Annotated in this window: 31 protein-coding genes; 22 read left to right on the top strand and 9 right to left on the bottom strand. The window is 67.1% G+C overall.

The window, feature by feature from the left end; genetic code table 11:
- Positions 1 to 462: a hypothetical protein gene (locus ASE83_RS11600; protein ID WP_055789890.1), complete on the bottom strand. Its 462-nt coding sequence runs from the start codon at positions 460 to 462 to the stop codon at positions 1 to 3.
- On the bottom strand, positions 459 to 893 hold the full coding sequence (locus ASE83_RS11595) for a copper chaperone PCu(A)C (RefSeq protein ID WP_156353063.1): 435 nt from the start codon (positions 891 to 893) through the stop codon (positions 459 to 461). The genes ASE83_RS11600 and ASE83_RS11595 overlap by 4 nt, the downstream gene beginning before the upstream one ends.
- A gap of 154 nt (positions 894 to 1,047) precedes the next feature.
- Between ASE83_RS11595 and dnaK the strand changes: the two genes are divergently transcribed.
- The 3 genes from dnaK (at position 1,048) to ASE83_RS11580 (ending at position 4,875) form a co-directional block, all read left to right on the top strand.
- A complete protein-coding gene (dnaK, locus tag ASE83_RS11590) occupies positions 1,048 to 2,955 on the top strand; it encodes a molecular chaperone DnaK (protein ID WP_055789884.1) in 1,908 nt (635 codons plus the stop codon).
- 120 nt (positions 2,956 to 3,075) lie between these two features.
- Positions 3,076 to 4,200 carry a molecular chaperone DnaJ gene (dnaJ, locus tag ASE83_RS11585; RefSeq protein ID WP_055789881.1) on the top strand — a complete coding sequence of 375 codons (1,125 nt, stop codon included), beginning with the start codon at positions 3,076 to 3,078 and terminating at the stop codon, positions 4,198 to 4,200.
- A 189-nt stretch (positions 4,201 to 4,389) separates the two neighbouring features.
- Complete coding sequence (locus ASE83_RS11580) at positions 4,390 to 4,875, top strand: GNAT family N-acetyltransferase (RefSeq protein ID WP_055789879.1); 486 nt, start codon at positions 4,390 to 4,392, stop codon at positions 4,873 to 4,875.
- Between the two features lie 485 nt (positions 4,876 to 5,360).
- Here the strand turns inward: ASE83_RS11580 and purB are convergent, their stop codons facing one another.
- Positions 5,361 to 6,671, bottom strand: a complete 1,311-nt coding sequence (gene purB / locus ASE83_RS11575; protein ID WP_055899633.1) for an adenylosuccinate lyase — start codon at positions 6,669 to 6,671, stop codon at positions 5,361 to 5,363.
- A 212-nt stretch (positions 6,672 to 6,883) separates the two neighbouring features.
- Between purB and ASE83_RS11570 the strand changes: the two genes are divergently transcribed.
- Positions 6,884 to 7,360 (top strand): EF-hand domain-containing protein, encoded by a 477-nt coding sequence (locus ASE83_RS11570; RefSeq protein WP_235513226.1) that lies wholly within the window; start codon positions 6,884 to 6,886, stop codon positions 7,358 to 7,360.
- A 343-nt stretch (positions 7,361 to 7,703) separates the two neighbouring features.
- Here the strand turns inward: ASE83_RS11570 and ASE83_RS11565 are convergent, their stop codons facing one another.
- The 4 genes from ASE83_RS11565 to ASE83_RS11550 are packed head-to-tail and all read right to left on the bottom strand — an operon-like array spanning position 7,704 to position 9,849.
- Positions 7,704 to 8,258: a sugar O-acetyltransferase gene (locus tag ASE83_RS11565; RefSeq protein WP_055789870.1), complete on the bottom strand. Its 555-nt coding sequence runs from the start codon at positions 8,256 to 8,258 to the stop codon at positions 7,704 to 7,706.
- Entirely contained in the window at positions 8,258 to 8,941 is a 684-nt protein-coding gene (gene radC, locus ASE83_RS11560) for a RadC family protein (RefSeq protein ID WP_055789867.1), read from the bottom strand. Before radC ends, ASE83_RS11565 begins: the two co-directional genes overlap by 1 nt.
- 45 nt (positions 8,942 to 8,986) lie before the next feature.
- Entirely contained in the window at positions 8,987 to 9,223 is a 237-nt protein-coding gene (locus ASE83_RS11555) for a helix-turn-helix domain-containing protein (RefSeq protein ID WP_055789866.1), read from the bottom strand.
- Positions 9,223 to 9,849, bottom strand: a complete 627-nt coding sequence (locus ASE83_RS11550) for a hypothetical protein (protein ID WP_055789863.1) — start codon at positions 9,847 to 9,849, stop codon at positions 9,223 to 9,225. The genes ASE83_RS11555 and ASE83_RS11550 overlap by 1 nt, the downstream gene beginning before the upstream one ends.
- A gap of 97 nt (positions 9,850 to 9,946) precedes the next feature.
- Here ASE83_RS11550 and ASE83_RS11545 point away from each other — a divergent pair, with 97 nt between their 5' ends.
- The 16 genes from ASE83_RS11545 to ASE83_RS11470 all read left to right on the top strand — a co-directional run bounded on the left by ASE83_RS11545 (position 9,947) and on the right by ASE83_RS11470 (position 23,031).
- Positions 9,947 to 10,612 carry an acyloxyacyl hydrolase gene (locus tag ASE83_RS11545; protein WP_055790261.1) on the top strand — a complete coding sequence of 222 codons (666 nt, stop codon included), beginning with the start codon at positions 9,947 to 9,949 and terminating at the stop codon, positions 10,610 to 10,612.
- Positions 10,612 to 10,938: a hypothetical protein gene (locus ASE83_RS11540; protein ID WP_055789860.1), complete on the top strand. Its 327-nt coding sequence runs from the start codon at positions 10,612 to 10,614 to the stop codon at positions 10,936 to 10,938. The genes ASE83_RS11545 and ASE83_RS11540 overlap by 1 nt, the downstream gene beginning before the upstream one ends.
- Before the next feature lie 55 nt (positions 10,939 to 10,993).
- A complete protein-coding gene (locus tag ASE83_RS11535) occupies positions 10,994 to 14,209 on the top strand; it encodes an intermembrane phospholipid transport protein YdbH family protein (protein ID WP_235513225.1) in 3,216 nt (1,071 codons plus the stop codon).
- The gene (locus tag ASE83_RS11530; RefSeq protein WP_055789857.1) at positions 14,206 to 14,400 is read left to right on the top strand and encodes a YnbE family lipoprotein; all 195 of its coding nucleotides are present in this window, start codon (positions 14,206 to 14,208) and stop codon (positions 14,398 to 14,400) included. The genes ASE83_RS11535 and ASE83_RS11530 overlap by 4 nt, the downstream gene beginning before the upstream one ends.
- 2 nt (positions 14,401 to 14,402) lie before the next feature.
- A complete protein-coding gene (locus tag ASE83_RS11525) occupies positions 14,403 to 14,786 on the top strand; it encodes a YdbL family protein (RefSeq protein WP_055789854.1) in 384 nt (127 codons plus the stop codon).
- Between the two features lie 495 nt (positions 14,787 to 15,281).
- On the top strand, positions 15,282 to 15,602 hold the full coding sequence (locus ASE83_RS11520; protein ID WP_055790254.1) for an AtpZ/AtpI family protein: 321 nt from the start codon (positions 15,282 to 15,284) through the stop codon (positions 15,600 to 15,602).
- Between the two features lie 38 nt (positions 15,603 to 15,640).
- On the top strand, positions 15,641 to 16,426 hold the full coding sequence (locus ASE83_RS11515) for a F0F1 ATP synthase subunit A (protein ID WP_055789851.1): 786 nt from the start codon (positions 15,641 to 15,643) through the stop codon (positions 16,424 to 16,426).
- A 40-nt stretch (positions 16,427 to 16,466) separates the two neighbouring features.
- Positions 16,467 to 16,694 (top strand): F0F1 ATP synthase subunit C, encoded by a 228-nt coding sequence (locus ASE83_RS11510; protein WP_055759731.1) that lies wholly within the window; start codon positions 16,467 to 16,469, stop codon positions 16,692 to 16,694.
- A 116-nt stretch (positions 16,695 to 16,810) separates the two neighbouring features.
- Complete coding sequence (locus ASE83_RS11505) at positions 16,811 to 17,302, top strand: F0F1 ATP synthase subunit B family protein (RefSeq protein ID WP_055789848.1); 492 nt, start codon at positions 16,811 to 16,813, stop codon at positions 17,300 to 17,302.
- Positions 17,295 to 17,924, top strand: coding sequence for a F0F1 ATP synthase subunit B family protein (locus tag ASE83_RS11500; RefSeq protein ID WP_055789845.1), 630 nt, complete (start codon positions 17,295 to 17,297; stop codon positions 17,922 to 17,924). Before ASE83_RS11505 ends, ASE83_RS11500 begins: the two co-directional genes overlap by 8 nt.
- A gap of 130 nt (positions 17,925 to 18,054) precedes the next feature.
- A complete protein-coding gene (locus ASE83_RS11495) occupies positions 18,055 to 18,375 on the top strand; it encodes a DMT family transporter (protein WP_055789842.1) in 321 nt (106 codons plus the stop codon).
- Positions 18,376 to 18,445: 70 nt separating this feature from the next.
- Entirely contained in the window at positions 18,446 to 19,345 is a 900-nt protein-coding gene (locus tag ASE83_RS11490) for a DUF4349 domain-containing protein (RefSeq protein WP_082443305.1), read from the top strand.
- A 36-nt stretch (positions 19,346 to 19,381) separates the two neighbouring features.
- The gene (locus tag ASE83_RS11485; protein WP_055899627.1) at positions 19,382 to 19,687 is read left to right on the top strand and encodes a hypothetical protein; all 306 of its coding nucleotides are present in this window, start codon (positions 19,382 to 19,384) and stop codon (positions 19,685 to 19,687) included.
- 1 nt (position 19,688) lies between these two features.
- Complete coding sequence (locus ASE83_RS11480; protein WP_055789832.1) at positions 19,689 to 20,678, top strand: oxidoreductase; 990 nt, start codon at positions 19,689 to 19,691, stop codon at positions 20,676 to 20,678.
- A 243-nt stretch (positions 20,679 to 20,921) separates the two neighbouring features.
- Complete coding sequence (gene uvrC / locus ASE83_RS11475; RefSeq protein ID WP_055789829.1) at positions 20,922 to 22,853, top strand: excinuclease ABC subunit UvrC; 1,932 nt, start codon at positions 20,922 to 20,924, stop codon at positions 22,851 to 22,853.
- Complete coding sequence (locus ASE83_RS11470) at positions 22,831 to 23,031, top strand: type II toxin-antitoxin system CcdA family antitoxin (protein ID WP_055789826.1); 201 nt, start codon at positions 22,831 to 22,833, stop codon at positions 23,029 to 23,031. Before uvrC ends, ASE83_RS11470 begins: the two co-directional genes overlap by 23 nt.
- Positions 23,032 to 23,078: 47 nt before the next feature.
- Here the strand turns inward: ASE83_RS11470 and ASE83_RS18535 are convergent, their stop codons facing one another.
- Positions 23,079 to 23,249 carry a hypothetical protein gene (locus ASE83_RS18535; protein WP_156353061.1) on the bottom strand — a complete coding sequence of 57 codons (171 nt, stop codon included), beginning with the start codon at positions 23,247 to 23,249 and terminating at the stop codon, positions 23,079 to 23,081.
- A gap of 235 nt (positions 23,250 to 23,484) precedes the next feature.
- Between ASE83_RS18535 and ASE83_RS11465 the strand changes: the two genes are divergently transcribed.
- Together ASE83_RS11465 and ASE83_RS11460 are read left to right on the top strand one after the other, a co-directional pair.
- Positions 23,485 to 24,441 (top strand): polysaccharide deacetylase family protein, encoded by a 957-nt coding sequence (locus ASE83_RS11465; RefSeq protein ID WP_055789822.1) that lies wholly within the window; start codon positions 23,485 to 23,487, stop codon positions 24,439 to 24,441.
- Complete coding sequence (locus ASE83_RS11460) at positions 24,438 to 25,349, top strand: GNAT family N-acetyltransferase (protein ID WP_082443304.1); 912 nt, start codon at positions 24,438 to 24,440, stop codon at positions 25,347 to 25,349. Before ASE83_RS11465 ends, ASE83_RS11460 begins: the two co-directional genes overlap by 4 nt.
- Positions 25,350 to 25,515: 166 nt before the next feature.
- Here ASE83_RS11460 and ASE83_RS11455 read toward each other — a convergent pair whose 3' ends face one another.
- Complete coding sequence (locus ASE83_RS11455; RefSeq protein ID WP_055789819.1) at positions 25,516 to 25,995, bottom strand: hypothetical protein; 480 nt, start codon at positions 25,993 to 25,995, stop codon at positions 25,516 to 25,518.
- Positions 25,996 to 26,022: the final 27 nt, after the last annotated feature.

Below are 26,022 nucleotides of genomic sequence, written 5' to 3'. Positions count from 1 at the left end.
TCACCCCTGCCCGAACGGCAGCAGCGCCTCGTACACTGCCAGCGGCGGCTTGTCCTTCACCGCCACCCCCTGCCGCAGCAGGAAGGTGTGGCGGACGATCTCCGCCTGCTGCTCGATGCCGTACGCCTCGAACGGTTTGCCCGGCATGATGGCGTAGCGATAGGTACAGAACGGATGCCGCATCAGCGGCAGCCAATAGCGCCCGCGATGCTGCGTCTGATGGACATGCATCATCTCGTGCAGGAACAGCGCGGCCAGATCGCGCCCGGCATCGGCGAAATCGTCGCGGTACAGCGTGCCGCCCGGATGGAAATGGATGCAGCCGGTCGGCGCCATCGCGACCTGTTTCGGCTGGAAGAACGCCCATTTCGCATTCGCTACCCTAGCCTGTCCGTAATCGATCGTGTCGCCGAACATCGTGCGGGCGAGGTCGGTTTCGGCCGGGGTTAACCCGCGCTTCATTCGGGCGCCGGATCGCCCGCGCCGACCAGTCTGGCATCGACCGTCTGCTCGCTGCCGTCGAAATCGAACGTCAACTTGATCCATCCGCCGGGCTGGAGGTTGGGGGCGGGATCGAACAGCATGGCGTGGATGCCGCCCGGGGCGAGTTGCACCGTCCTGTCCTTTGCCACCGGCAGGCGCTGAAGCGGCTGCATCGTCGCCATGCCGTGCCCGCCGGTCATGCTGCGGTGAAGTTCGACCCGGCGTGCGGCGGGTGTCGAGACGGTCGTCAGTTCCACATCGACGCTGCCCCCGGTGATCGTCGCATAGGCGACGGCGGGCCGTCCGGGTACTGCGGGCAGGCGGACCCAGGCATCGTCGATCGACGGTGCTTTGGAACAGGCGGCCAGCATCATCGCTCCCGCCGCCAACGCCATCCACCGTGTCTTCACGCGCACGCTCCCATATCGATACGGTTCCCTATGCCCCGCATAATCTTGCGGCAAGCCGAACCCTGCCTATATCCGCCCTCGGAACGACCCGGACGGCACCTCCCCGTGCCTTCGGGTCCAGGCATTATCTCAACCCGGGGGCCAATGAGGGACCATGGCTAAAGTAATCGGTATCGATCTGGGCACGACCAACAGCTGCGTCGCGGTGATGGAGGGCGGTAGCCCGAAGGTCATCGAAAATGCGGAAGGCGCGCGCACCACGCCGTCGATCGTCGCGTTCGCGAAGGATGGCGAGCGTCTGATCGGCCAGCCGGCCAAGCGTCAGGCCGTGACCAACGGCGACAACACGATCTTCGCGGTGAAGCGCCTGATCGGCCGCCGCTTCGACGATCCGGTCACCAAGAAGGATACCGAGCTGGTTCCCTACACCATCGCGCGCGGGCCGAATGGCGATGCGTGGGTGAAGGCGGGCGGCGAGGAATATTCGCCGTCGCAGATCAGTGCGTTCATCCTGCAGAAGATGAAGGAAACGGCGGAGTCGTATCTCGGCGAAACCGTGACGCAGGCGGTCATCACCGTCCCCGCCTACTTCAACGATGCCCAGCGTCAGGCGACCAAGGACGCCGGCAAGATCGCCGGCCTCGAAGTCCTGCGCATCATCAACGAACCGACGGCGGCGGCGCTCGCCTATGGCCTCGACAAGGACAACAACAAGACCATCGCGGTCTATGACCTTGGCGGCGGCACCTTCGACATCTCGGTCCTCGAGATCGGCGACGGCGTGTTCGAGGTGAAGGCGACCAACGGCGACACCTTCCTCGGCGGCGAAGACTTCGACGCGAAGATCGTGCAGTTCCTCGCCGACGAGTTCAAGAAGGTCGAAGGCATCGACCTGACCAAGGACAAGCTGGCGCTCCAGCGGCTGAAGGAAGCCGCCGAAAAGGCGAAGATCGAGCTGTCGTCGGCGCAGACGACCGAAGTCAACCTGCCGTTCATCACGGCCGACGCGACCGGTCCGAAGCATCTGGTGAAGTCGATCACCCGCGCCGACCTCGAACGTCTGGTCGAGGATCTGGTGAAGCGTACGCTGGAGCCGTGCAAGAAGGCGCTGGCCGATGCCGGCGTGCAGGCGAGCGCGATTGATGAGGTCGTGCTGGTCGGCGGCATGACGCGGATGCCGCGCGTCCGCGAAGTCGTGAAGCAGTTCTTCGGCAAGGAACCGCACACCGGCGTGAACCCCGACGAGGTCGTGGCGATCGGTGCCGCGATCCAGGCCGGCGTGCTGCAGGGCGACGTGAAGGACGTGCTGCTGCTCGACGTGACCCCGCTGTCGCTGGGCATCGAGACGCTGGGCGGCATCATGACCCGCATGATCGATCGCAACACCACCATCCCGACCAAGAAGTCGCAGGTCTATTCGACCGCCGACGACAATCAGGGGGCGGTGACGATCCGCGTGTTCCAGGGCGAACGCGAAATGGCGTCGGACAACAAGATGCTGGGCCAGTTCGATCTGGTCGGCATCCCGCCCGCGCCGCGCGGCGTGCCGCAGATCGAGGTCACGTTCGACATCGACGCCAATGGCATCGTCAACGTTTCGGCCAAGGACAAGGGCACCGGCAAGGAACAGCAGATCCGTATCCAGGCCTCGGGCGGTCTGTCGGACAACGACATCGACCAGATGGTCCGTGACGCCGAGCAGTTCGCCGAGGAAGACAAGAAGCGTCGTGCCGGCGCCGAAGCGAAGAACAACGCCGAATCGCTGATCCACACGACCGAACGCCAGCTGGCCGACAATGGCGACAAGGTCGATGCGTCGCTGAAGTCGGAGATCGAGGCCGCGGTCGCCGAAACCAAGGCAGCGGTCGAAAGCGGCGATGCCGATCGCATGACCGAAAAGAGCACTGCGCTTGCCCAGGTCGCGATGAAGCTCGGCCAGGCGATCTACGAAAAGCAGCAGCAGGCCGAAGCCGCCCCGGCGGCCGACGCTGCCGCGGAGCACAAGGCTGACGATGTGGTCGACGCCGAGTTCTCGGAAGTCGACGACAGCCACAAGGCGTAAACCAACGCCCCTCCCTCTCCCCCATGGGGGAGAGGGCCGGGGAGAGGGGCTGTGCACAGGCGGGTCGTTTCCGACACCCCCTCTCCCAACCCTCTCCCCCATGGGGGAGAGGGCTTTTTGATGACCACCGAAGTCGATTTCTACGAGCTGCTCGAATGCGAGCGCACCGCCGATGGCGCGACGATCAAGTCGTCCTATCGCAAGCTCGCGATCAAATATCACCCCGACAAGAATGCCGGGTGCAAGGATTCCGAGGCGAAGTTCAAGGCGATCAACGAAGCCTATGACTGCCTGAAAGACCCGCAGAAGCGTGCGGCGTACGATCGCTACGGCCATGCCGCCTTCCGCCAGGGTGCGGGCGGTGCCGGCGGCGGCGCGCAGGATTTCGGCGGCTTTTCCGACATTTTCGAAAGCGTGTTCGGCGAATTCATGGGCGGCGGCCGACAGGGCGGTCGCGCCGGCCCCCGTCGCGGTGCCGACCTGCGCTACGACATGGAGATTTCGCTGGAGGATGCCTATCACGGCCACCAGACCGAAATCACCGTCGACGTGTCGACCAGTTGCGGCCCGTGCGGCGGCAGCGGCGCATCGCCGGGGACCAAGGCGCGGACCTGTCACACCTGTAACGGGCATGGCAAGGTGCGCGCGCAGCAGGGCTTCTTCGTCGTCGAACGCGCCTGCCCGACCTGCCACGGCGCGGGTCAGGTCATCAGCGATCCGTGCCCGGTGTGCAACGGCGAAGGCCGCGTCGACCAGACCAGGACGCTGCAGGTCAACGTACCCCCCGGCGTCGACGAAGGCACGCGCATCCGCCTGACCGGCGAGGGCGAGGCCGGCGCACGCGGCGCTCCCTCGGGCGACCTCTACATCTTCCTCCATGTGAAGCGCCACGCGCTGTTCGAACGCGAAGGCACTGCGCTGCACGCCCGCGCGCCGATCAGCTTCACGACGGCGGCACTGGGCGGGGTGATCGAAATCCCCGGCCTCGACGGGCAGAAGCACAGCATCCGCGTGCCCGCCGGCATCCAGTCGGGCAAGGAACTGCGCCAGCGCGGTGCCGGGATGCCGGTGTTGCAGGGGCGGGGCCATGGCGACATGGTCATCCATATCGAGGTGGAAACCCCGACCCGCCTGTCGGCGCGACAGAAGGAACTGCTCGAAGCGTTCCGTGAAACCGAAACCGGTGAGGAATGCCCGGAATCGATGGGCTTTTTCAGCCGCCTGAAGACGGCGCTCGGCGGGTAGGGGCGGACGAGGCCGGCTGACACAGGCGACCCGGCGGCCTATATTCGTCATCCCGGCGAAGGCCGGGATCCATGGACGGCGGTACGTCGCGCATCTTTCGCGAACGCCCGACACAATGGATCCCGGCCTTCGCCGGGATGACGGTAGGGCGTGGTTAACCACCGCCATCCAATCAAAGGACAGGACAGCATGACCGCCGAGTGGCGCCCAGCCACCCCCGCCGACGCGCCACAGATCGCGGCGCTCGCCCATGCCGAACTGGGCGACTATGGCGAGGCGGCGGACCTCTACGCCGAACGCATCGCGCTCAGTCCCGAGGGGTGCTGGGTGCTGGCCGACGGCGAAGCGGTCATCGGCCATTGCATCAGCCATCCATGGCACCGGCTGGCCCCGCCGGCGATGCACGCCTTGCTCGGCAACCTGCCGCCCAGCGCCGATTGCTGGTATCTCCACGATGTCGTCGTCGCGCCGGCGGCGCGCGGCACGAAGGCGGTCGAGCGCCTGCTGCCGATCCTCGACGGCACCGCCACCCGCCACGGTATCCCAGTACTTGCGCTGATCGCGGTGGGCGGGGCGGACGCCTATTGGGCGCGACAGGGCTTCATCGCGGCCCCCGGCGGCGCCGCCGGCTTCGGCAAGGATGCGGTCTATATGGAGCGCGTCGTCGGGCAGTAACCGCGTCCGGGTCACCGTGCCGCTGGGGCCGATCGAACGTCGGCCATTCCCGATCTCGCTCTCGATCCGAAGCACCGCCCCTTCGTCACCCCGGAACACGTCGAGACCTCTGCAAAAGCCCTCGATCCGTACCCCGGCGAAGGCCGGGGTCCAGTTGGGGGGCATTGGTAAGATACGGAAAAGCCTTTCCAACTGGACCCCGGCCTTCGCCGGGGTACGGCGAGGAGTTGGCTTAGTTAGAGACTTTCGCAGAGGTCTCGAACACGTCCGGAGTGACGAATAGGACGCGAATGTCGATCCGCCCTAGGCCGTTCTTTCCTACATCCGCCGGCTTTGCCATGCTTTCCGGCGTTCTTTGAAAACCGAAATCCACGACACCTGCGGCCGACGACGAATGGTGTGCGCAAAACGCGGCAAGTGTGAACTTAGTGAACTTTGGGCTCGCAAACCGCCCCGCCGGACCGAAGCCCGGCGGGGCGCATCGCTCACGCCGTGCCGAACACCCGCGCAAAGATCGTGTCGACATGCTTGTAGTGATAGCCGAGGTCGAACCGGCTCTCGATCTCCTCGGCCGACAGCGCGGCGGCGACGTCCGGGTCGGCCTTCAGCAGTTCGAGCAGCGACAGTTCACCGTCCGATTCCCACACCTTCATCGCGTTGCGCTGGACGTACCGGTACGAATCCTCGCGGCTGACGCCCGCCTGGGTCAGCGCCAGCAGCACGCGCTGCGAATGGACGAGGCCGCCCATCTTGTTCAGGTTCTTTTCCATCCGCGCCGGATAGACGACCAGCTTGTCGATCACGCCGGTCAGCCGGGCCAGCGCGAAGTCGAGCGTGATCGTCGCGTCGGGGCCGATATAGCGCTCGACCGACGAATGGCTGATGTCCCGCTCATGCCACAGCGCGACATTCTCCAGCGCCGGGGTGACATAGCCGCGCACCATGCGGGCGAGGCCGGTCAGGTTCTCGGTCAGCACCGGGTTGCGCTTGTGCGGCATAGCCGACGACCCCTTCTGCCCCGGCGAGAAATATTCCTCCGCCTCCAGCACCTCGGTCCGCTGCAAATGGCGGATTTCGGTCGCCAATCGCTCGATCGACCCGGCGATCACGCCCAGCGTCGCGAAATACATGGCATGGCGGTCGCGCGGGATGACCTGCGTCGACACCGGCTCGACGCTCAACCCCATCTTCTCCGCGACATGCTCCTCGACGCGCGGGTCGATATTGGCGAAGGTGCCGACCGCGCCGGAGATCGCGCAAGTCGCCACTTCCGCCCGGGCATTGCGCAGGCGCGTGCGGCAGCGGTCGAACTCGGCATAGGCCTGTGCCAGCTTCAGCCCGAACGTCACCGGCTCGGCATGGATGCCATGGCTGCGGCCGATCGTCGGGGTCAGCTTGTGCTCGCGCGCGCGGCGTTCGATGACGTCCAGCAGCTTGTCCAGATCGGCGAGCAGGATGTCCGACGCCCGCGCCAGCTGCACCGCCAGGCAGGTGTCGAGTACGTCGGAGCTGGTCATCCCCTGATGCAGAAACCGTGCTTCCGGCCCGGTCCGCTCCGACACATGCGTCAGGAAGGCGATGACGTCATGCTTCGTCTCCGCCTCGATCGCGTCGATCCGGTCGACGTCGAAATCGGCGTCGTTCATCGCCCAGATCTTTTCCGCAGCGTCTTTCGGCACCACGCCCAGCTCGGCCAGCGCGTCGGTGGCGTGCGCCTCGATCTCGAACCAGATGCGGAATCGGGCCTGCGGCTGCCACAGGGCAGTCATTTCGGGACGGGAGTAGCGCGGAATCATGGCAGGCCTTTCGAAAACGGGCGATCGGTTTGCCGCGCCCTAGCAACAAGTCGCGGATGAATCGAGCCTGTCGTGCGATAGAAGAAATCGGGAAGGGGCTTCAATCGAAACCGAAACGACCTAAGTTGGTTTGGTCATCGCAGCGTCGTTGCGGAGTTGTCTTGCAACGATGGCATGAAATTACGAACCAATCCGAAAGGAGAAATTCGATGATGAAGCGTATTCTTCTCGCCAGCGCCATGATGGTATCTGCCCCGGCATTTGCCCAGGACGCGGTACTGGCACAGACGACTGCTCCCGCCACGCAGGATACGCCGGCAACTTCGCAGGCGGCACCCGCTGATCCGTCGATCGCCGCGACTCAGGCCGCACCCGCTGCCCAGCCCGATGCCGCGACGCAGACCGCGCAGACCACGGCCGAGGCCGGTCAGCCCGTCAGCGGTACGCAGATCGCGCAGATCGTCGAGGCCGAATTCCCGAAATACGACAAGGACGGGAAGGGTCAGCTGACCGAGAAGCAGTTCGGCGACTGGATGGTCGCGTTGCGCTCGGCGAGCGAACCCGGCGTGACCGCCGACAAGCCCGAGGTGAAGAGCTGGGTCAAGCAGGCCTTCGCCCAGGCGGACAAGGACAAGTCGAAGGCGGTGTCGAAGGCGGAACTGACCAGCTTCCTGAGCCAGAGCGCCTGAGCCAAGACTTGAGCTGATATCGATGCGACCGCCGGGAACGATCCCGGCGGTCGTTTTCGTATGGGACGGGGGCGGGCTTCCTAAGCACTTCCCGTCACCTCGGACTTGATCCGGGGTCCCGCTGCCTTTGCTATAGCAGGACCTGCGATTGGCGGCGCATAAGAAGAAAAGTGGTTCGCGCGGAGGCGCGGAGACGCGGAGGATATGCGCACCGGGCGAGCGTTTCGCGATCGGGAGGCGCTGTGCAAGCTGCAAGCAGGACAATGGGCCGCTGACGCGGGCAACAATTCCACAAGCGGAACGCCTCCGCGCCTTCGCGCCTCCGCGTGAACCAACCTTCTCTCTACTTCCCCGCCAACACCCGCGCCGGATTGCCCACCACCGTCGCCCCCGCCGGCACATCGCGCGTCACCACCGCCCCCGCGCCGATCAGCGCATCGTCGCCGACCGTGACGCCCGGCAGCAGGATCGCCCCGCCGCCGATCCAGACATTCCGGCCGATCGTCACCGGCCGCCCGAATTCCAGCATCTGCGCGCGCACCGCCGGATCGCGCGGATGGTCGGCGGCGAGGATCTGCACGCCCGGCCCGATCTGCGTCTTGTCGCCGATGGTCACGGCACACACGTCGAGGATGACGCAGCCGTAATTCAGAAAGACCTCGTCGCCGAGGGTGATGTTGTAGCCATAGTCGATGTGGAACGGCGGGCGGATGAGCACGTCCTTGCCGACCCCCGGCATGATCTCCCGCAGCAGCGTGCGCTGTTCGTCGCGTTCCAGCGCGATGCGGGCATTGTAGCGATCCATCCACGCCGCCGCCCGCAATACATCGGCGACCAGTTCGGCGTCGCCGGCATGGTACAGCTCGCCGGCGATCATCTTCTGCTTTTCGGTACGCATCAGAACATTCCCTGGGCGCGCAGGCTGGTATGTCCCTTGGCGCCGATGATGAGGTGGTCGTGGACGGCAATGCCCAGCGGCTTGCCCGCCGCCGCGATGGTGCGGGTCAGGTCGATGTCCGCCCGGCTGGGGCTATGGTCGCCGCTGGGGTGGTTATGGACCAGGATCAGCGCGGCCGACCCCAGGTCCAGCGCGCGGCGGATCACCTCGCGGGTATAGATCGGCGCTTCGTCGATCGTCCCCTCCGCCACCAGTTCGTCGCGGATCAGCAGGTTGCGACTGTTCAGGTGCAGGACCCGGATCCGCTCGACCGCCTGATGCGCCATGTCGGCGTGGAGATAGTCGAGTAGCGCCTGCCAGTTCGACAGCACCGGCCTCTGCGCCACCTGCGCCTGCAGCATCCGCGTCGCGGCGGCCTGCGCGATGCGGATCGCCGCGACCGCGCTGTCGCCCATGCCGGATACCTTGCCCAGTGCCAGAGGGTCGGCCGACAGCAACCCGCCGATCCCGCCGAACTCGTGCAGCAGCGTCTTGGCCAGCGGCTTGGTATCACGGCGCGGAATGGCCAGCGTCAGGAGATATTCGATCAGCTCATGGTCGAGCAGTGCCGCCCCGCCATGGTCCAGCAGCCGCCCGCGCAGGCGCGCGCGGTGGCCGGTGCCGTCGGTCTCGGGCGTCGTCATGCCCGCCTGCCTAGCGGATCGCAGGGCAGCAGGCGAGGGGGCGGCTCATTCCTCGCCTCCCGCGCGCAGGTCGTCGTCGGACGGGGTATAGTCGAGGATGTCGCCCGGGGTGCAGTCCAGATAGCGGCAGATCGCGGCCAGCGTCGCGAAGCGCACGCCCTTCACCTTGCCTGACTTCAACAGCGACAGGTTCGATTCGGTGATGCCGATCGCCTCCGCCAGTTCCTTCGACCGCACCTTGCGGCGTGCCAGCATCACGTCGAGATTGACGACGACCGGCATCAGACGAAATCGGCCAGTTCGCGCTCGGCCCGGATGCCCGCCTCCAGTGCCCAGATCATGGCACGAACGGCAGCGGTGAACAGCAACAGCACCAACGTGTTGGCTAGGTTGATCGGTGGCAGCACGATGTCGGGCCGGCCCAGCCCGTTGTAAAGCAAGGCACCGTTCGCGAGGGGGACGACAAGACGCGACAACGCCAGCGCGATCGCGGCACGCGACGCGTGCCGAAGCCATGGCAGAGCATGGGCAAGGGCGTCGCGCTGCTGCCTGCCCAATCGGCGGAGTGTCATACCGACCGCGATGAGTAGGATCGTCATCGGCCCCAACTCCAGCAGGACGAGCGCACCCAATCCGACGCGGACGGCAGGCTCCGCTACCCATCGATCGAAATGGCGGCGTGCCTGGGGGGCACGATCCAGCTCGGCGTGAACCTCGTCGGGCAGCAGATTCGCCGGATCCGTTCCGCTGATGCAGCGCTGCTCGGCATCGCAGTTGAAATAGCTGCCCGGTACAACCGACCCGGCGACCGTAAATACTGCCATGAGCGCCCCGATCAACAGAAACAGGCCGCCGACCCTGCGGCTGGTACGCGCCTTCTTCGGTGGCAGTGAATATCCGTCGGACACAAGATACTTTCTGTTTTACAGCAATTATTGTCGATGATACGACATTGGCCACGGCGAAGCGAATGCCGTTTGCGACGAAGGGGTTCAGATGATTCGGATGAAGCAGGGCGTCCTGGGCGCAGTGTTGGCGCTCGTCTCCACGACGGCGATGGCGCAGGAAGCGCCCGACCGCGCATCGCGCGATGGAGGTGCGGAGGTGGCCATCGGCGTCCTGCGGCACGGTGCCAACTTCCACCCGCTCGGTGGCAAGCTGATCTTCGACCTGCCCGACCTGCCGGACGGGCAAATCTATGAGGGGTTCGAGGAGAATGGCACGGTCGACGTGCAGATCGCCTATCGCACCGCGCCGCTGCGCATCCTGCTCAAGCCCCGCCTGACGGCAAAGGCGCAGATCAACACCGCCGGGCGCACCAGCTTCGCCAGCATCGGCGCGGAGTGGCGGCAGCATATCCTGCGCGGCCGGGTCTACGGACAGGCAGGCATCGGCGTGACGGTCATCGACGGCTACCGCTTCACGCCCGATCCGTTCCAGCCGGGCATCTCCACGGACGAGGCATGGCGCCGCTACGACATCTATCGCCGGCGCACCTCGTTCGGCTCGAAGATCCTGTTCAATCCCAATGCCTCGATCGGCGTACGGCTCGATCGGCGCTGGGCGGTCGAACTGGCGTGGGAGCATTTCAGCCACCGCCAGATGTTCTCCGACACCAATCCGGGGATCGACAATGTCGGTATCCGTGTCGTGCGCCGGCTGGGGCGATGATGCCGGCCTTCCTCGCCGCCGTCGCGTTGCTGGCGCAGGCGGCTCCGCCTGCGCCGCCGGCCGATGACGAGATCGTGGTGACCGGCGAACGCCCGCGCGATTTCCGGATCGTCACCAGGCGGGACTGGTTCATAGGCGCCAAGCGCTGCGCGCTGAAGCCGCCCAGCGGCGATCCGGTGTTCGACGCCAGCATCTGCGAAGCCTATCTCGCCTGCGTGCCCAACATCCGCACCGCGAAGGAACTGGAAGCGTGTATGACCCCGCCGATGGGCCTTGCGGTGAAGGCATGGGCCGAGCGGCGCAAGGCGGCGATGGCGACGCGCTGACCCCCGATCGGGCAACTTCCGTTGCGCTGCCGGAACCGTTTGCCGCTTCTCGCGCTTGACCCCTGCGGCGTCAGGCGCGACGAACGGGGCGAGCAGCGGAGTGAAGGGTCTGGGCGGTGACGACGAGCAGGCGGTGGGGGCCGTGGCGTCGCCGCGTCCCCGGGGCGCCAGACGGCGACGGTTCACGCGGGTGTTGCTGGTCGTCTCCGGCATCGTCCTGCTGCTTGCCGGGCTGTTGTGGACGCAGCGCAAACCGATCGCCGACGATCTGGTCCGCCGCGAACTGGAAAAACGCGGCGTCTCCGCGCGCTACCGCGTGGCGGAGATCGGGACGGGGCGGCAGCGGCTGGTCGATGTCGTGCTGGGCGATCCCAAAGCGCCCGACCTGATCGCCGACTGGATCGACATCGACACCAGCATCTCGCTGAACGGTGCGAAGGTCACCGGCGCGCGCGTCGGGCAGGCGCGGCTGCGTGCGACGCTGCGGCCCGACGGGACGGTATCGTTCGGACAGATCGACCGGCTGTTGCCGCCGCCGTCGGGCAAGCCGTTCGCGCTGCCCGATTTCGACGTCGGCGTGGACGATGGGCGTATCCGTCTTGCCACCCCCTATGGCGTGATCGGTGCGAAGCTCGCCGGGCGCGGCAATCTGGCGAACGGCTTTACCGGAAAACTGGCGGCGGTGTCGGAGCGGCTGTCGCTGAACGGCTGCGGGATCGACCGGCTGGCGGCGAACCTGTCGCTGCGCACCGCCAGCACCGGCCCGTCGCTAAGCGGCCCGATCCGGGCGCGGGCAGCGGCGTGCGGTGACGTGCGGCTGGCCGGACCGGTGGTGGCGGTCGAAGCGCGGCTTTCGCCCGGTTTCGACCGCTGGCGCGGACGGGCGGAGGTCGCGGCCGATCGCATCGCTGCACCTCAGGCACAGGTGGCGGCGCTATCCGGCACGGTCGGTTTCGACGGACGGGCGGCTGGAACCACCGGCACGCTCGATCTGCGGTCGGGCGACTTCGTCCTGCCACAACTGGCAGGGCAGGGGCTGTCGATCGCCGGGCGCTATGCGATCGGCGGCGTGCCGGCATTCGAAGGACGGATCGGTGCGCGCGGGGCGCGGCTCGCGCCCGCCATGGTTGCGCGGATCGCCGGCGGCGCGGATGCCGCCGCCGGAACGCCGGTCGCGCCACTGGCGACGGCGGCGATGGCGGCGGTGGTCCGGGCGACGCAACGCTTCGATCTTTCGGCCGAGGTCGCCGCCCGGCCGCTGGCGGCACGGATTGACCGGCTGGCCTTCGTTGCCGCCAGCGGCGCGCGCGCGACCTTGCGTGACGGGCCGGTCCGCTGGGTATCGGGCAAGGGCGTGACGCTGAACGGCACGCTGGCGATGGGTGGCGGCGGGTTGCCAGTCGCCAGCGTCCGCCTGTCGCACGCCGGCCCCGGCGCTCCGGTCACCGGTACGGCGACCATCGCCCCTTATGCGGAGGGTGACGCGCGGCTGGCGCTCGCGCCCGTCCGCTTCCGTGCCGATGGCGATGGCGCGACCCGGATCCAGACCCGCGCCGAACTGTCGGGACCGTTCAGCGGCGGGCGGATCGACCGCCTCGCGCTGCCGATCGATTCGCGCTGGGACGGGGCGGGGCGGCTGGTGGTGAACGACGGCTGCGTGCCGGTCGCCTTCGATCGGTTGCGGGTGTCCGCCCTGACGCTCGATCCGGCACGGCTGCGGCTCTGTGCGGCGGATGGGGGCATGGTCCGGCTGGCCGGGGGCAAGGTCGGCGGCGGCATCGCTACCGGCGCCACCCGGTTGACCGGCAGGCTGGGCGGCACCCCCGTCACTCTCGCGGCGGGAAGCGGACGGTTCGGCCTCGCCGATCTTGGCTTCGTGCTGGCAGATGTGAAGACGCGCCTGGGCAATCCCGACCGGGTCAGTGTCCTCGACCTCGGTACGTTGACCGGACGCGTCGCGAACGGCGAGGTCGCGGGGCAATTCGCACGGAGCGAGGGGCAGATCGGCAACGTGCCGCTGCTGATCCGCGATGCGTCGGGCGACTGGAAGCTGGCGGGTGGCGTGCTGTCGCTGAAGGGCGATGTCGGCGTACGCGATGCCGATCCGCAACCGCGATTCGAACCGCTGCGCAGCGACGATTTCACCCTGACGCTCAGCGGCAACGACATTCGCGCGGGCGGCACGCTGAAGCGTCCGACCAAGGGCGTGAAGGTCAGCGACGTCACCATCGTCCACAACCTCGGCACCGGGCGCGGCAAGGCGGTGCTGGCGGTGCCGGGCATCACCTTTGGCGATTCGTTCCAGCCGAACGAGCTGACCCGGCTGACCTTCGGCGTCGTCGCCGATGTGAAGGGCACGGTATCGGGACGCGGTGACATCGCATGGACGCCCGATGGTGTCACCTCGACCGGCACTTTCCGCACCGCCGGCACCGATCTTGCCGCCGCCTTCGGTCCGGTCAGCGGGCTGGCGGGCGAGATACGCTTCACCGACCTGCTCGGCCTCGTCACTGCGCCGGGACAGGTCGCGACGATCGCGGAGGTTAATCCGGGCATCGCGGTGACCGACGGCGTGGTCCGCTATCGCTTGATCGAAGGTATGCGGGTCCAGATCGACGGGGGCCGCTGGCCGCTGGGCGGGGGCGAAATGGTGCTGGAGCCGACCGTCCTCGATTTCGCCGACGACCGGGAACGCCGCATGACCTTCCGCGTGACCGGGGTCGATGGCGGGCTGTTCCTGCAGCAGTTCGCCTTCGACAATCTCAACGCCTCGGGCGTGTTCGACGGCGTGCTGCCGATGATCTTCGACGCCAATGGCGGCCGGATCGAAGGCGGCAAGCTGCAATCGCGCGGCCCTGGAAATCTGTCCTATGTGGGTGAGGTGTCTAAGGAGGATGTCGGCTTCTGGGGCAACCTCGCGTTCCAGGCGCTCAAGTCGATGGACTATCGCCGCCTGACGATCGAGCTGGACGGGCCGCTGGCCGGTGAGATGCTGACCGCGATCCGCTTCGCCGGGGTCAGCCAGGGGCAGGGGACGTACAGCAACTTCCTGATCCGGCGGCTGGCGAAGCTCCCCTTCGTGTTCAACGTCCGGATCAAGGCGCCCTTCCGCCAGCTGATCGATTCGGTGCAGAATTACTACGACCCGAAACGGCTGATCGAACGCAACCTGCCCGCGCTCCAGGCCGAACAGCGCCGCCGCGAACAGGGCTTGCCACCGGCGCCGCTCGATACCACCATTCAGCCCTCCGAAAGCGAGACTGTGCCATGAACGACAGCGTGACGATGTTCAGAGCCTTGATGATCGGTGGCACGGCGTGTCTTGCCGGCGGGTGCGTCAACGTGTCCGCGCCGGACAAGCCGATCGTCATCAACCTGAACATCAACATCACGCAGGAAGTGGTGTATCGTCTCGATGGTGAGGCGAAGACGCTCATCCAGGACAATCCAGGGATTTTCTGACCATGCACGCATATGTCAAATACGGCCTCGCCGCTGCCGCCTTCGTCGCGGTCGCCGGGATTGCCGGCACCGCATGGGCGCAACGCGACCCGGCCTATCAGGCCGCACGCGCGGCGGGGCAGGTGGGCGAGCAGCCCGACGGTTATCTGGGCGTCGTCGGCGGCGGCACGCCGGAGTTGCGCGCGCTGGTCGCCAACATCAACATCCAGCGCAAGGCGGCGTACACGCGCGGCGCGCAGTCGGGCGCGACGGTCGAACAATTCGCGTTCGTCTCTGGATGCAACCTGATCGCGCAGACCAAGCCGGGCGAGAAGTACAAGACGCCGGGCGGTAGCTGGGAAACGCGCGGCAGCGGCCCGGCGGAGCGCGACGCGCGCTGCGTGTGAGGGTTGAAAAAATCGGCCAGTTAGAATAAATGCTAATTGCGACTTCAACAGAGTATCGCCTCCTTGAACCCCGGTCATGCCAGTGGCCGGGGTTCTTTGCATTCGGGGGCCGAGCGAACCCGGCCCCCTCCCGTTATTTCGAACGGGCTACCTCGATGATTTTCAGCACCAGGGTAGTGAATGCCACCATCAGCGTGCCAGCGCCGATGATGATCGTTGCGACTTCAGGGGTCAGAGTAATCACCCCCTTTCTGACCGACGTATCGGCCGGCTCAGGTGATAAGCACCAAGCTATGGCCGCGTCATCGGGAAAATTCCTTGAAGTTTCCAGTTGACTGGTGCGGCACGTGCGTAGCGCCCGTTCATCCTCCGGAAAGCTTTCCGCGCGAACGCTATGGTTGACTCGAAACCGTCACCTTCCTAAAGCGCGCCTGCCTTGGCGGGCTCGCCATCCGGCGGATTCCGGCCCGGCCACTATGGCCCTGGGGAGGAATGATGGCGGAGAACGAGCCTGGACTAGACCCCTTGCCCGAAGATGCCCGGATCACCTCGCTCGACGAGCGATTGCGACGGGCGAAGACGGATGAGGCGATCCGGACCGGTCAGGCGCGCGACGAAGCGGGGGAAAAAAACTACCGCCTCGGCAATCGCGTGCTGGCCGAACTGATCGGCGGGATGGTCGGGGGGGCGGTGATCGGGGGAACGCTCGATTATCTGCTCGGCACCTCGCCATGGCTCCTGCTCGTGCTGCTGTCCCTCGGGATCGTCAGTGCGTTCAGGAATATCATCAGAATTTCGAACCGGCGTCCGGACTGACAGTCCTCGGGCGCCTTGGCATATCGGGGCGAAGCGACGTGGCGCAGGCAGGCAAGATCGATCCGATGCACCAGTTCGAGGTGCAGACGATCTTCAACATTCCCCTGGGCGATCACGTCCTGCCGTTCACCAATTCGGCGCTGTGGATGATCGTCGCGGCGGTCGCGCTGTTCGTGTTCATGATCGGCGGGATGAAGCAGCAGCAGGTGCCCGGCCGCTGGCAGATGGCGGTCGAGGGCTTCACCGGCTTCATCGACAAGCTGCTCGCCGCGAACATCGGGCATGAAGGGCGCAAGTATCTGCCCTATGTCTTCTCGCTGTTCATGTTCATCCTGTTCGCGAACGTCGTCGGCCTGCTGCCCTTCGGCCTGATCGGCCTGCACCCGTTCACCGTCACCAGCCATTTCACCGTGACCGGCGTCCTCGCCATCGCCAGCTTCTCGATCGTGCTGGTCGTCGGCCTGTTCAAGCATGGCCTGCGCTTCTTCAGCCTGTTCGCGCCGAAGGGCACGCCGATCCCGGTGCTGCTGCTGGTCGCGCCGATCGAGTTCGTGTCGTTCATGGTCCGCCCGTTCAGCCTCGCGCTGCGACTGTTCGTGGCGATGACCGCCGGCCACATCCTGCTGAAGGTGCTGGCGGGCTTCATCATCAATTCGACCGCGACCGGCGCCGGCATCGGCGTGCTGGTCAGCGTGCCCAGCTTCGCGCTGATGGTCGGCGTGTCGGCCCTCGAAATGCTGGTCGCCGGCGTGCAGGCCTATGTCTTCGCGCTGCTGACCTCGCTCTACATCAACGATGCCGTGCACCTGCACGACCATCACTGATCCCAACCCAAACACAGATTTTTCCAAGGGAGTTTTCGACATGGAAGCAGACGCCATCAAGTTCCTGGGCGCCGGTCTCGCAGCCATCGGTGCCGGCCTCGCCGCACTCGGCGTGGGCAACGTCTTCGCCGCCTTCCTGCAGGGCGCGCTGCGCAACCCGTCGGCCGCTGCCGGCCAGCAGGGCAACATGTTCATCGGCTTCGCCGCCGCCGAACTTCTCGGCCTGCTGGCGTTCGTCGTCGCCGTGCTGCTGATCTTCGTCGCGTAACATGCGTGACGCCCGGCGCGGGGGCTTTGCCCTGCGCCGGACCCGCCGGTCCGTCTGACGGACCGGTTTCGGCCGGGCGATGGCGCCCGGTCGACCAGACCAATACGGGACGTTTCATGCCGCAAATCGAGCAGCTCGCCGCGACCTGGGGGTCGCAGGTCTTCTGGCTGGTGCTGACCTTCGGCATCGTGTTCCTCGTCGTGGGCCTCGGCATGGTGCCCAAGGTGCAGGGCACGGTCGACCAGCGCGACCAGGGCATCGCCGCCGATCTCGCCGCCGCCGAACAGGCGCGTGGCGCGGCGGATGCGACCGAAGCGGCATGGCGTGCCCGCGAAAATGCCAGCCGCGAGGCTGCGCAGAAGCTGCTGGCCGAAGCCCGTGCCAAGGGCGCGGCGGCGGCGGCCGAACGGCTGGCCGCGGCCAATGCCGACATGCAGGCGCGCGTCGCGCAGGCCGAAGCCGATATCGCCGCCCAGCGCGGTGCGGCGATGGCGCAGGTCGAACAGGTCGCCGCAGAGGCCGCCCAGGCGATCGTCGAGCGCGTGTCGGGCGTGCGGGTCAGCGAACGGGACGCGCAGGGCGCGGTGAAGGCGGTGCTCCATGGCTAATCCCAATGTCGCGCACAACAGCCCGACGCTGAACGAAGCGATCCACGAGGAAGGCCTGCCCAGGACGGGTACGGAAGCCGTCGAGGGCGCGCACGGCAGCACGACCGGGACGGCCCATGTCGATCCGACCGCGCTGGGGCTGAACGCCACGGCATGGGTCAGCGCGGCGATGCTGCTGTTCCTGCTGGTGCTGGTCGTGAAGGGCGTTCCCGCCCTGATCGGCCGTCTGCTCGACGGACAGATCGCGGCGATCCGCACCCGCCTCGACGAAGCGCGCATCCTGCGCGCCGAAGCCGAGGCGCTGCGCGACGAATATACGTCGAAGATCGCCGGGATCGAGGCGCAGGCGGCCGAGATGGTCGCCCATGCCGAGGCCGAGGCGCAGGGCCTGCTCGCCAAGGCCGAGGCCGATGCCGCCGACCTGACCCAGCGCCGTGCCAAGATGGCGACCGACAAGATCGCCGCCGCCGAACGCGCCGCCATCGCCGAGGTCCGCGCGACCGCCGCCGATGCCGCCGCCAAGGCCGCCGGCACGCTCATCGCGACGCACCTGTCCGGCGACGCCGACCGTGCGCTGGTCGACCGGACCATCGCCGGTCTGGGCGGTAGCCGGCTGAACTGATAGGATATTTCCCGCGCGACGACGCCGCCCCGCCATCCGGCCGGGCGGCGTTTCGCGTTTCGGCCTTGGCGTCTCTTTCGGGTTTCCGGCGCGCGGCCCATCTTACCGAGCCCGTGACAGGAGAAGCGATATGGCGTGGGCCATTCTCGCGGTTGCGGTGGTGTGTGAGATCATCTGGGCGCTGAGCCTGAAATGGGCGTCGGGGCAGGGGACGTTGCTCGCTTCCGCCGTGCCGATCACGCTGTCCTTCGTGAACATGGGGCTGCTGGCGTTGGCGATGCGCGGCATTCCGGCCGGCACTGCCTATGCGGTGTGGACAGGGCTGGGGGCGGTGGGCGTCATCATCGGCGGTGCGGTGCTGTTCGGCGAACGCATCGCGCCGGTGCAGGCGGGCTTTATGGTGCTGATCGTCGTCGGCGTGGTCGGGACGAAGCTGTTCGCGCAGACGTGATCGCCCCGCGGCTATAGGCAGCGCCGCCCGCCGCTGGCATGATGTCCGCAAACGACGGTGGAGCGGACCGATGCGGTGGCGGGCAGGGATGATGGTCGTGGCACTGGCGCTGACCGCGTGCGGCGGTGGCCGGCAGATGGCGTCGGACTCGATGCAGGCCTTCGACGTGGAGGAGCCGCTGGCCGAAGCGTCGGCACCACCCGCCGCGCCGGGGGCACAAATCGCCTATGCGTACAGCGTCAGCTACGCCTTCGATCGCCGAACCGTCGCGGCGGTGCAGGGCGAGCAATTGGCGTTGTGCCGTAAATTGGGGCCGGCGCGGTGCCTCGTGGTCCGCTCGACGCTCAACACCCCCGGCCCGGACGACCATATCGTCAGCGACGAGGCGGTGCTGCTGATCGACGCGCGCCAGGCCGAGGCACTGACCCGCCGCTTCGATACCATCGCCGAGGCCGGCGGCGCGCGGCGGTCGCGCCGGGAGGTCGTGGCCGAGGATGTCACGAAGCAGATGATCGATGCCGACGCGTCGGTGCGTGCCAAACAGGCGCTGTCCGAACGGCTGCTGGCGATCATCCGGTCGGGCAATGGCAAGGTCGGCGAACTGGTCGAGGCGGAGCGCGCCTATGCCACCACCAACGAGGAACTGGAGGCGGCCAGGGCCACGCGCGCCGCGCTGGCGCAGCGGGTGGCGATGTCGCGGCTGACGATCGGCTATGTCTTCAACGACATGCCGGGCGGGTCGTCGCCGGTCGCCGCAAGCATTGCGACGGCGGGTGAGACGTTGTCGACCAGCGTGGCGGCGCTGGTGACGTTCCTGGTTGCGGCGTTCCCATGGGCGATCGTCGCCGGACTGTTGCTGTTCGGTCTGCGTCGACTTGCTCGGCGCCGTGGCTGGCGCTGGCCGTGGCGACGGCACGCGCTGGCGGGCAACGGTCGCGCGCCGCTTGGCGATGGCGGGACGGGGCGCTAAGCCCTCCATGGGCACGATGCCCATGGAGGGTTCCCTGTGAAATTCCTGATGACTGCCATGCTGATCGCGACCCCGGTCGCCGTTGTCGCCCAGACCGCACCGACATCCGCTCCGGCGCCGGCCGCCGCCGCCAAGCTGACCATCGACAGCAGCATCGAAACCATCGCGGCCGATCCGAAGGGCAAGGCGATCCTCGACGCGAACTTTCCCGGCATGGTCGCGCATGAATCCTATCCGATGTTCAAGGGCATGAGCCTGAAGCAGGTCCAGCCCTATGCCAATGGCCGCATCACCGACGAACAGGTCGCGAAGGTTTCGGCCGAACTGGCAAAGCTGAACTGACATGGTGCGCGTCGGCCTGATCGGGTTCGGCCTGGCCGGCGCGTCGTTCCACGCGCCGCTGATCGCGACCGTCGAGGGGATGGAACTGGCGGCGATCGCCACCTCCCGCCCGACCGATCGCTTCCCGCAGGCGGTGCGGCACGGCGACCCGATGGCGCTGATCGACGATGACGCCCTCGACCTGATCGTCATCGCCACCCCCAATGACAGCCACGCCCCGCTGGCGCAGGCGGCGCTGGCCGCCGGACGCCATGTCGTCGTCGACAAGCCGCTCGCCACCGACGATCCCGATGCCGTCGCACTGGTCCAGTTGGCGCGCGGTGCGGGGCGGCGGCTCAGCGTGTTCCACAACCGCCGCTGGGACAGCGATTTCCTGACGGTCGAACGGCTGCTGCGCGAGGATGCGCTGGGCGAGGTGCACCTTGCCGAACTGCGCTGGGACCGGTTCCGCCCCGCGATCAAGCCAGGCTGGCGGGAAGAGGGCGGGCCGGGTAGCGGGCTGCTGAACGACCTCGGCCCGCATATGATCGATCAGGCGATCCGCCTGTTCGGGATGCCCGATGCGGTCGCCGGCGACGTGACGACGCAGCGCGACGGTGCGGGCGCCGACGATTACTTCGAGATCGTCCTGCGCCATGGCGCGCGGCGCGTGACCATCGGTTCCGCCTCGCTGGTCGCCGCGCCCCGTCCGCGCTTCGCGCTGCACGGGACGAAAGGCAGCTACGTCAAATACGGCATCGATCCGCAGGAGGCGGTACTGCGCGCCGGCGGGATGCCGACCGACAGCGGCTATGGCATCGAACCCGACAGCGCATGGGGGCTGCTGACCGACGCGGAGGGCAACGTCCGTCCGGTCCGGTCGGAGGCCGGCGACTGGCGCGGCTTCTACCGCGCGATGCGCGACGCGATCCGGGGTGAGGGCGACGTGCCGGTCGATCCGGTCGATGCGGTGCGGGGCTTGCGGATCATCGACGCGGCGCGGGCGGGGTGAGCTACGTGGCAAACCGCAGGCGGGCTTGCGCCCGGTTCGCCATGATGGCCGGTTGACCAGACATCTTCCCTGTATCGTCATTCCCGCGAAGGCGGGAATCCATATACGCCGACGTTTTTGCAAGAGGCGCTGCCGCGGCGTCTATGGATCCCCGCCTGCGCGGGGATGACGGTTGCTGCGCGGTTGCAGGTGTTCCAACTACCCGTCTGGCGCAACCGCCCGGCACCTCCTAAATCGGCGGCAATGTCGGAAACCCCCAACGCCCCCAATCGCTTCCATGAGGACAAGGCCAGCTTCACCGTGCGCGGATCGGACGCGCCGGACATCGACGCCGGCGTCGCCGCGATCCGCAACGTGCTGGCGACGCTGCCCGCGCGGCCCGGCGTGTACCGGATGCAGGATGCGCGCGGCGAGGTGCTCTACGTCGGCAAGGCGAGAGCGCTGAAGAACCGCGTCGCGAACTATACGCAGGTCACCCGCCTGACCAAGCGGTTGCAGCGCATGGTGTCGCAGACCCGGTCGATGACCATCGTCACGACCAATAACGAGGCGGAGGCGCTGTTGCTCGAAGCGCAGCTCATCAAGCGCTACCGCCCGCCGTACAACGTGCTGCTGCGCGACGATAAGTCGTTCCCGTTCATCCTGCTGCGCGCCGACCACGAATTCCCCCGCATCCAGAAGCATCGCGGGGCGCGGCGGGCGAAGGGCAATTATTACGGCCCCTTCGCCAGCGCCGGGTCGGTGACGCAGACGCTGAATGCGCTGCAGAAGCTGTTCCTGCTGCGATCGTGCACCGACGGTTTCTTCAAGACCCGCGACCGGCCATGCCTGCTGTACCAGATCAAGCGCTGCTCGGCCCCCTGTGTCGGCCGCATCGATCAGGACGCCTATGCCGAACTGATTTCCGACGCGAAGGATTTCCTCGGCGGCAAATCGACCAAGGTACAGGCCAAGCTGGGCGTGCAGATGCAGGCGGCAGCAGAGGCGATGGACTTCGAACTTGCCGCCGTGCTGCGCGACCGGTTGAAGGCGCTGACCTTCATTCAGGGCAGCCAGGCGATCAACGCGGACGGCGTCGGCGACGCCGACATCTTCGCCATGGCCGCACGCGAAGGAACGATCGGCATCCAGGCATTCTTCATCCGCGGGGGCCAGAATTGGGGCCATCGCAGCTTCTTCCCGGCACACACCAACGACGTGCCGGAGGACGAGGTGCTGTCCGCCTTCCTGATGCAATTCTACGAAGAGGTCCCGCCGCCGCGCAACGTCTTCGTCGACCGCGACCTAGCGGAAGGCGAGATACTGGCCGAGGCGATGGCCGAGCGCGCCGGGTTCAAGGTCGCGCTGTCGGTGCCGCAGCGCGGGGTGCGCCGCCGCCTGCTCGACCAGGCGAAGCGCAATGCCGAGGAGGCGCTGGAGCGTCGCAACGCCGAATCGACCACGCAGGCCAAGCTGCTGCGCGAGGTCGCCGACCTGTTCGAGTTGGAGGGACCGCCCGACCGGATCGAGGTGTACGACAACAGCCATATCCAGGGCACGAATGCGCTGGGCGCGATGGTCGTCGCCGGGCCGGAGGGGTTCCGCAAGGGTCAGTATCGCAAGTTCAATATCAAGCAGGCGCAGACCAACGACGACTTCGCGATGATGAAGGAGGTGCTGACCCGCCGCTTCGCCCGCGCGCAGGAGGAGAATCCGGATCGCGAAACCGATCGCGACGGCAATGGCTGGCCCGACCTCGTCCTGATCGACGGTGGCAAGGGGCAGTTGAACGCAGCAAAGGCGGTGCTGGAGGACCTCGGTATCGAGGATGTCTGCATGGTCGGCGTGGCGAAGGGGCCGCACCATGGCCGCGACGGGCGCGAGGTGTTCCATCTGATGGACGGGCGCGAACTGATTCTGCCGGTCAATTCGCCGGTGCTGTTCTACCTCCAGCGGCTGCGCGACGAGGTGCACCGCTTCGTCATCGGCGCGCACCGCGACAAACGGTCCAAGGCGATCGGCGCCAGTCCGCTGGACGACGTGCCCGGCATCGGCCCGGCACGGAAAAAGGCGCTGCTGATGCACTTCGGCACCGCCCGCGCGGTACGCAACGCCAGCCTGGAGGATTTGCAGAAGGCGCCGGGGGTGAGCCGGGCGATGGCGCAGGGGGTCTATGACTTCTTCCACGCCCGCTGAGATTACGCTCGACCCGGCACTGGTGGCGCGGGCGCAGGCGGCGGGGGTCGATGTCGCCGCGACCTGCCACGCGGCGTTGCTCCGGGCGGTCGATGAGGCCGTGCTGGCTGGAAGGCGGACGGAGACGGCTGCGGCGATCGCCGAATGGAATGACTGGGCAGGGACGCCAGATTCCTGACCTCATCGTCACTCCGGATCAAGTCCGGGGTGACGATGGATATAAGATCAACGGACACCCCGCTGGATGAAGCTGCGGATCGCTTTCCAGCGCTGGGCCTCGCCGGCATCGCCACGGTTGCCGGCGCGCGTGCTGTGCGATCCGGCAATATCCGACGCAGCGCGGCCGTGGCGCGCGACGAGGAAAATGGCGTCGGTGCGGTCGATGTCGTCGATCATCCAGCCCTCCGGTGATAAAGTTACGCCGCCTAACGACGTGTTCGCGACGCCTGTTCCCCGTGTCGACCCCGTAATTCCCGCAAATTGCGCAAGGTTTTCGATACGCAGCAGTAACAATACGTGCAGCTTCGGCGATAGCGTGGTTAACGTCGCAACGGTACGCTGCGTACGAAATGTGCAGTGCAACTGGCGCGGCTTTATGGGATGTTTACGCGACCCCGTGCAGGACACGCCCATGGCAACGCCGGTTTTCCTGACGATCGACACCGAATTGATGTGGCGGCACCATGCCGCCGACCTCCCCGCGCCGATGGTCGTCGCCCGCTCGCTCGAACCCGCCGGGGTCGGAGTGACGTGGCAGCTCGAGCGGTTGCGCGACCATGGGCTGAAGGCCTGCTTCTTCGTCGATCCGCTCCCCGCGCGAATCTATGGTATGGCGGCAATCGCGCCGACCGTGGAGGCGATCCTGTCGGCGGGGCAGGAGGTCCAACTGCACATGCATCCCAATTGGGTCGGCGCGGCGGTCGGCGACCGGGGGCGGGCGCATGGGCATTTCGAACTGGTCGACCTGTCGCGGCAGGAACAGGAAGACCTGCTGGGCGAGGCCCGCGACCTGTTGCGTGCTGCCGGTGCGCCCGACCCGGTGGCCTTCCGCGCCGGCAGCTACAGCGCCAACGACACGACCATCGACGCGCTGGCCGCATTGGGCTTCGCCTATGACAGCAGCCATAATGGCGCGCACCATCCCTGGCCCAGCGCGATCACCCTGTCGCCCGACCGGATCGCGCCCGTCGCGCATCGCGGGCTGGTCGAACTGCCGGTGACCACCATCGCCATGCCCGGCGGCGGGCGGCGGCATTTCCAGATTTGCGCGCTGTCGGCGGCCGAGATGCGCGCGGCGCTGGCCCATGCCGCCGCCAACGACCATGCGGCGGTGACGATCGTCAGCCACGGCTTCGAACTGGCCAACCGGCAGGGCACGCGCGCCAACGGTGTCCATGTCCGCCGGTTCGAGGCGCTGTGCCGCACCCTGGCCGCGCGCGCCGACGTACTGCCCACCACTCATTTCCGCGACCGTCCGGCGCTGCGGCTGGGGCAGGACGACCGTCCGCTCCCCGCCAGCGCGCTGCGCACGCGGTTGCGGCAGGTCGAACAACTCTGGTCCAACTGGGTCGAGGAGCGGGCGGCATGACGATCGCCCAGCCATGGCCGCTGAAGTTCCAGATCGGCGCGCGCACGCTGTTCTCGATCCGCCGCCGGCTGGTGCGGGTGCCACTGGAACTCAGCGACGTGCTGTCGGGGCAGGCACCCGTGCTGCCGCCGCTGCCCGCCGGGGCGGATGGCTGGTCGGTCACGTCGCTCCCCGAGCCGTTGCTGGACGCGGTGCGTTCCGACAGTGGCTTCGCTTTCGTCCGCCAAAGGTACACCCGCTATCATACCGACCTGACGATCGGCTTCGACGCATGGTTCGCCGGACTGTCGGGCAATGCCCGCTCCGGCCTGAAGCGCAAGGCGAAGAAGCTGGCCGAGGCGAATGACGGCAGCCTCGACGTCCGCACCTATCGCACCGCGCAGGAAATGGCCGAGTTCCACGGCCTCGCCCGCCGCGTCGCCGCGCGGACCTATCAGGAAAAGCTGCTGGGGGCCGGCCTACCCGACACCATGGCGTTCCGCGCGGCGATGCAGGGCAAGGGCGCGGCGCGCGAGGCGTTCGGCTGGCTGCTGTTCGTCGGCGGCACGCCCATCGCCTATCTCTATTGCCCGATGACGGCGGGCGACGTCCGCTACGACTATGTCGGCCACGACCCGGCGTGGAGCGAATGGTCGCCCGGCAGCGTGCTGCACTTGGAAGCATTCCGCACGCTGTTCGCGGAAAGCGCGGCGCTGCGCTTCGACTTCACCGAGGGTGAGGGCCAGCACAAGCGCCAGTTCTCGACCGGCGAGACCCCCTGCGCCGACCTGCTGCTGCTGCGCGGGACGCTCGGCAACCGGGCGACGGTAACGGCGCTCAAGGCGTTCGACGACGGCGTGGCGCGGGTCAAGCGGGCGCGCGATTGGCCGGTGGTTGGCCCGCTGGTGGCGCGGGTGCGGCGGGGGTAGCCTCTATCGCATTCCCTATGAGCCGCACGTCATCCCAGCGAAGGCCGGGATTTCCGGGTCGTAGCGCGGGACAAGCGCCGCTTGATGCCCCCGCCTTCGCTGGGGCGACGTTTCTGGTCAGGTGGATCGAACTTCATCCCATCGGCGGGTGCCATTCGCGGCGGGGTTACTCGACGCCGGCGTGCTGACGAATGGCTGGTATCAGTAGCGCCGGATAGATCGATGCCAGCGACGCAGGGTCGGATCGGACCATCGCCGCCGGTGTGAAATCGCTGACCTCAAAACGGGTCCCTTCGATCGCCACGATCCGCATCGCCCCTTCGACACGATTTCCGGTGTCATCTTCGGCACGGACCCAGGCATAATATTTGGGGTAGGAAACGCCGCTCTGGGTCGGCCCCCTCCGGAGCAGTTCGATTGCCACGCGCTTCGCCAGGAGCTGGTTGGTGCCGAGATATGCCTTCACATCGCGTCGCAACAGCACCATGAACTCGGCGTCCGACGGTAGGTTTGCGGCGATATGGCCGGACCGCACGTCCTGCATCGTCCGCTGCGGTTCGGCGGTCGACTGGCGGGGTTCTGCCGAGCAACCGGCCGATGCGGAAAGTGCAAATGCCAGCAAGGCGACGGTGAAGCGTTCGATCATAGCACCGTCGATGCCATATAATTATGG

Origin of the sequence: Sphingomonas sp. Leaf32, assembly GCF_001421765.1 — a bacterium.
Lineage (GTDB): Bacteria > Pseudomonadota > Alphaproteobacteria > Sphingomonadales > Sphingomonadaceae > Sphingomonas.
The sequence above is the reverse complement of the archived record's forward strand: the minus strand, read 5'-3'. Positions and strand labels throughout refer to the sequence as shown.

Bases quoted from the DNA above. Each gene is read 5' to 3' on its own strand.
- ASE83_RS11600 (WP_055789890.1), bottom strand. From the start codon at position 462: ATGAAGCGCGGGTTAACCCCGGCCGAAACCGACCTCGCCCGCACGATG.
- dnaK (WP_055789884.1), top strand. From the start codon at position 1,048: ATGGCTAAAGTAATCGGTATCGATCTGGGCACGACCAACAGCTGCGTC.
- dnaJ (WP_055789881.1), top strand. From the start codon at position 3,076: ATGACCACCGAAGTCGATTTCTACGAGCTGCTCGAATGCGAGCGCACC.
- ASE83_RS11580 (WP_055789879.1), top strand. From the start codon at position 4,390: ATGACCGCCGAGTGGCGCCCAGCCACCCCCGCCGACGCGCCACAGATC.
- purB (WP_055899633.1), bottom strand. From the start codon at position 6,671: ATGATTCCGCGCTACTCCCGTCCCGAAATGACTGCCCTGTGGCAGCCG.
- ASE83_RS11570 (WP_235513226.1), top strand. From the start codon at position 6,884: ATGAAGCGTATTCTTCTCGCCAGCGCCATGATGGTATCTGCCCCGGCA.
- ASE83_RS11565 (WP_055789870.1), bottom strand. From the start codon at position 8,258: ATGCGTACCGAAAAGCAGAAGATGATCGCCGGCGAGCTGTACCATGCC.
- radC (WP_055789867.1), bottom strand. From the start codon at position 8,941: ATGACGACGCCCGAGACCGACGGCACCGGCCACCGCGCGCGCCTGCGC.
- ASE83_RS11555 (WP_055789866.1), bottom strand. From the start codon at position 9,223: ATGCCGGTCGTCGTCAATCTCGACGTGATGCTGGCACGCCGCAAGGTG.
- ASE83_RS11545 (WP_055790261.1), top strand. From the start codon at position 9,947: ATGAAGCAGGGCGTCCTGGGCGCAGTGTTGGCGCTCGTCTCCACGACG.
- ASE83_RS11540 (WP_055789860.1), top strand. From the start codon at position 10,612: ATGCCGGCCTTCCTCGCCGCCGTCGCGTTGCTGGCGCAGGCGGCTCCG.
- ASE83_RS11530 (WP_055789857.1), top strand. From the start codon at position 14,206: ATGAACGACAGCGTGACGATGTTCAGAGCCTTGATGATCGGTGGCACG.
- ASE83_RS11525 (WP_055789854.1), top strand. From the start codon at position 14,403: ATGCACGCATATGTCAAATACGGCCTCGCCGCTGCCGCCTTCGTCGCG.
- ASE83_RS11520 (WP_055790254.1), top strand. From the start codon at position 15,282: ATGGCGGAGAACGAGCCTGGACTAGACCCCTTGCCCGAAGATGCCCGG.
- ASE83_RS11510 (WP_055759731.1), top strand. From the start codon at position 16,467: ATGGAAGCAGACGCCATCAAGTTCCTGGGCGCCGGTCTCGCAGCCATC.
- ASE83_RS11505 (WP_055789848.1), top strand. From the start codon at position 16,811: ATGCCGCAAATCGAGCAGCTCGCCGCGACCTGGGGGTCGCAGGTCTTC.
- ASE83_RS11500 (WP_055789845.1), top strand. From the start codon at position 17,295: ATGGCTAATCCCAATGTCGCGCACAACAGCCCGACGCTGAACGAAGCG.
- ASE83_RS11495 (WP_055789842.1), top strand. From the start codon at position 18,055: ATGGCGTGGGCCATTCTCGCGGTTGCGGTGGTGTGTGAGATCATCTGG.
- ASE83_RS11490 (WP_082443305.1), top strand. From the start codon at position 18,446: ATGCGGTGGCGGGCAGGGATGATGGTCGTGGCACTGGCGCTGACCGCG.
- ASE83_RS11480 (WP_055789832.1), top strand. From the start codon at position 19,689: ATGGTGCGCGTCGGCCTGATCGGGTTCGGCCTGGCCGGCGCGTCGTTC.
- uvrC (WP_055789829.1), top strand. From the start codon at position 20,922: ATGTCGGAAACCCCCAACGCCCCCAATCGCTTCCATGAGGACAAGGCC.
- ASE83_RS11470 (WP_055789826.1), top strand. From the start codon at position 22,831: ATGACTTCTTCCACGCCCGCTGAGATTACGCTCGACCCGGCACTGGTG.
- ASE83_RS18535 (WP_156353061.1), bottom strand. From the start codon at position 23,249: ATGATCGACGACATCGACCGCACCGACGCCATTTTCCTCGTCGCGCGC.
- ASE83_RS11465 (WP_055789822.1), top strand. From the start codon at position 23,485: ATGGCAACGCCGGTTTTCCTGACGATCGACACCGAATTGATGTGGCGG.
- ASE83_RS11460 (WP_082443304.1), top strand. From the start codon at position 24,438: ATGACGATCGCCCAGCCATGGCCGCTGAAGTTCCAGATCGGCGCGCGC.
- ASE83_RS11455 (WP_055789819.1), bottom strand. From the start codon at position 25,995: ATGATCGAACGCTTCACCGTCGCCTTGCTGGCATTTGCACTTTCCGCA.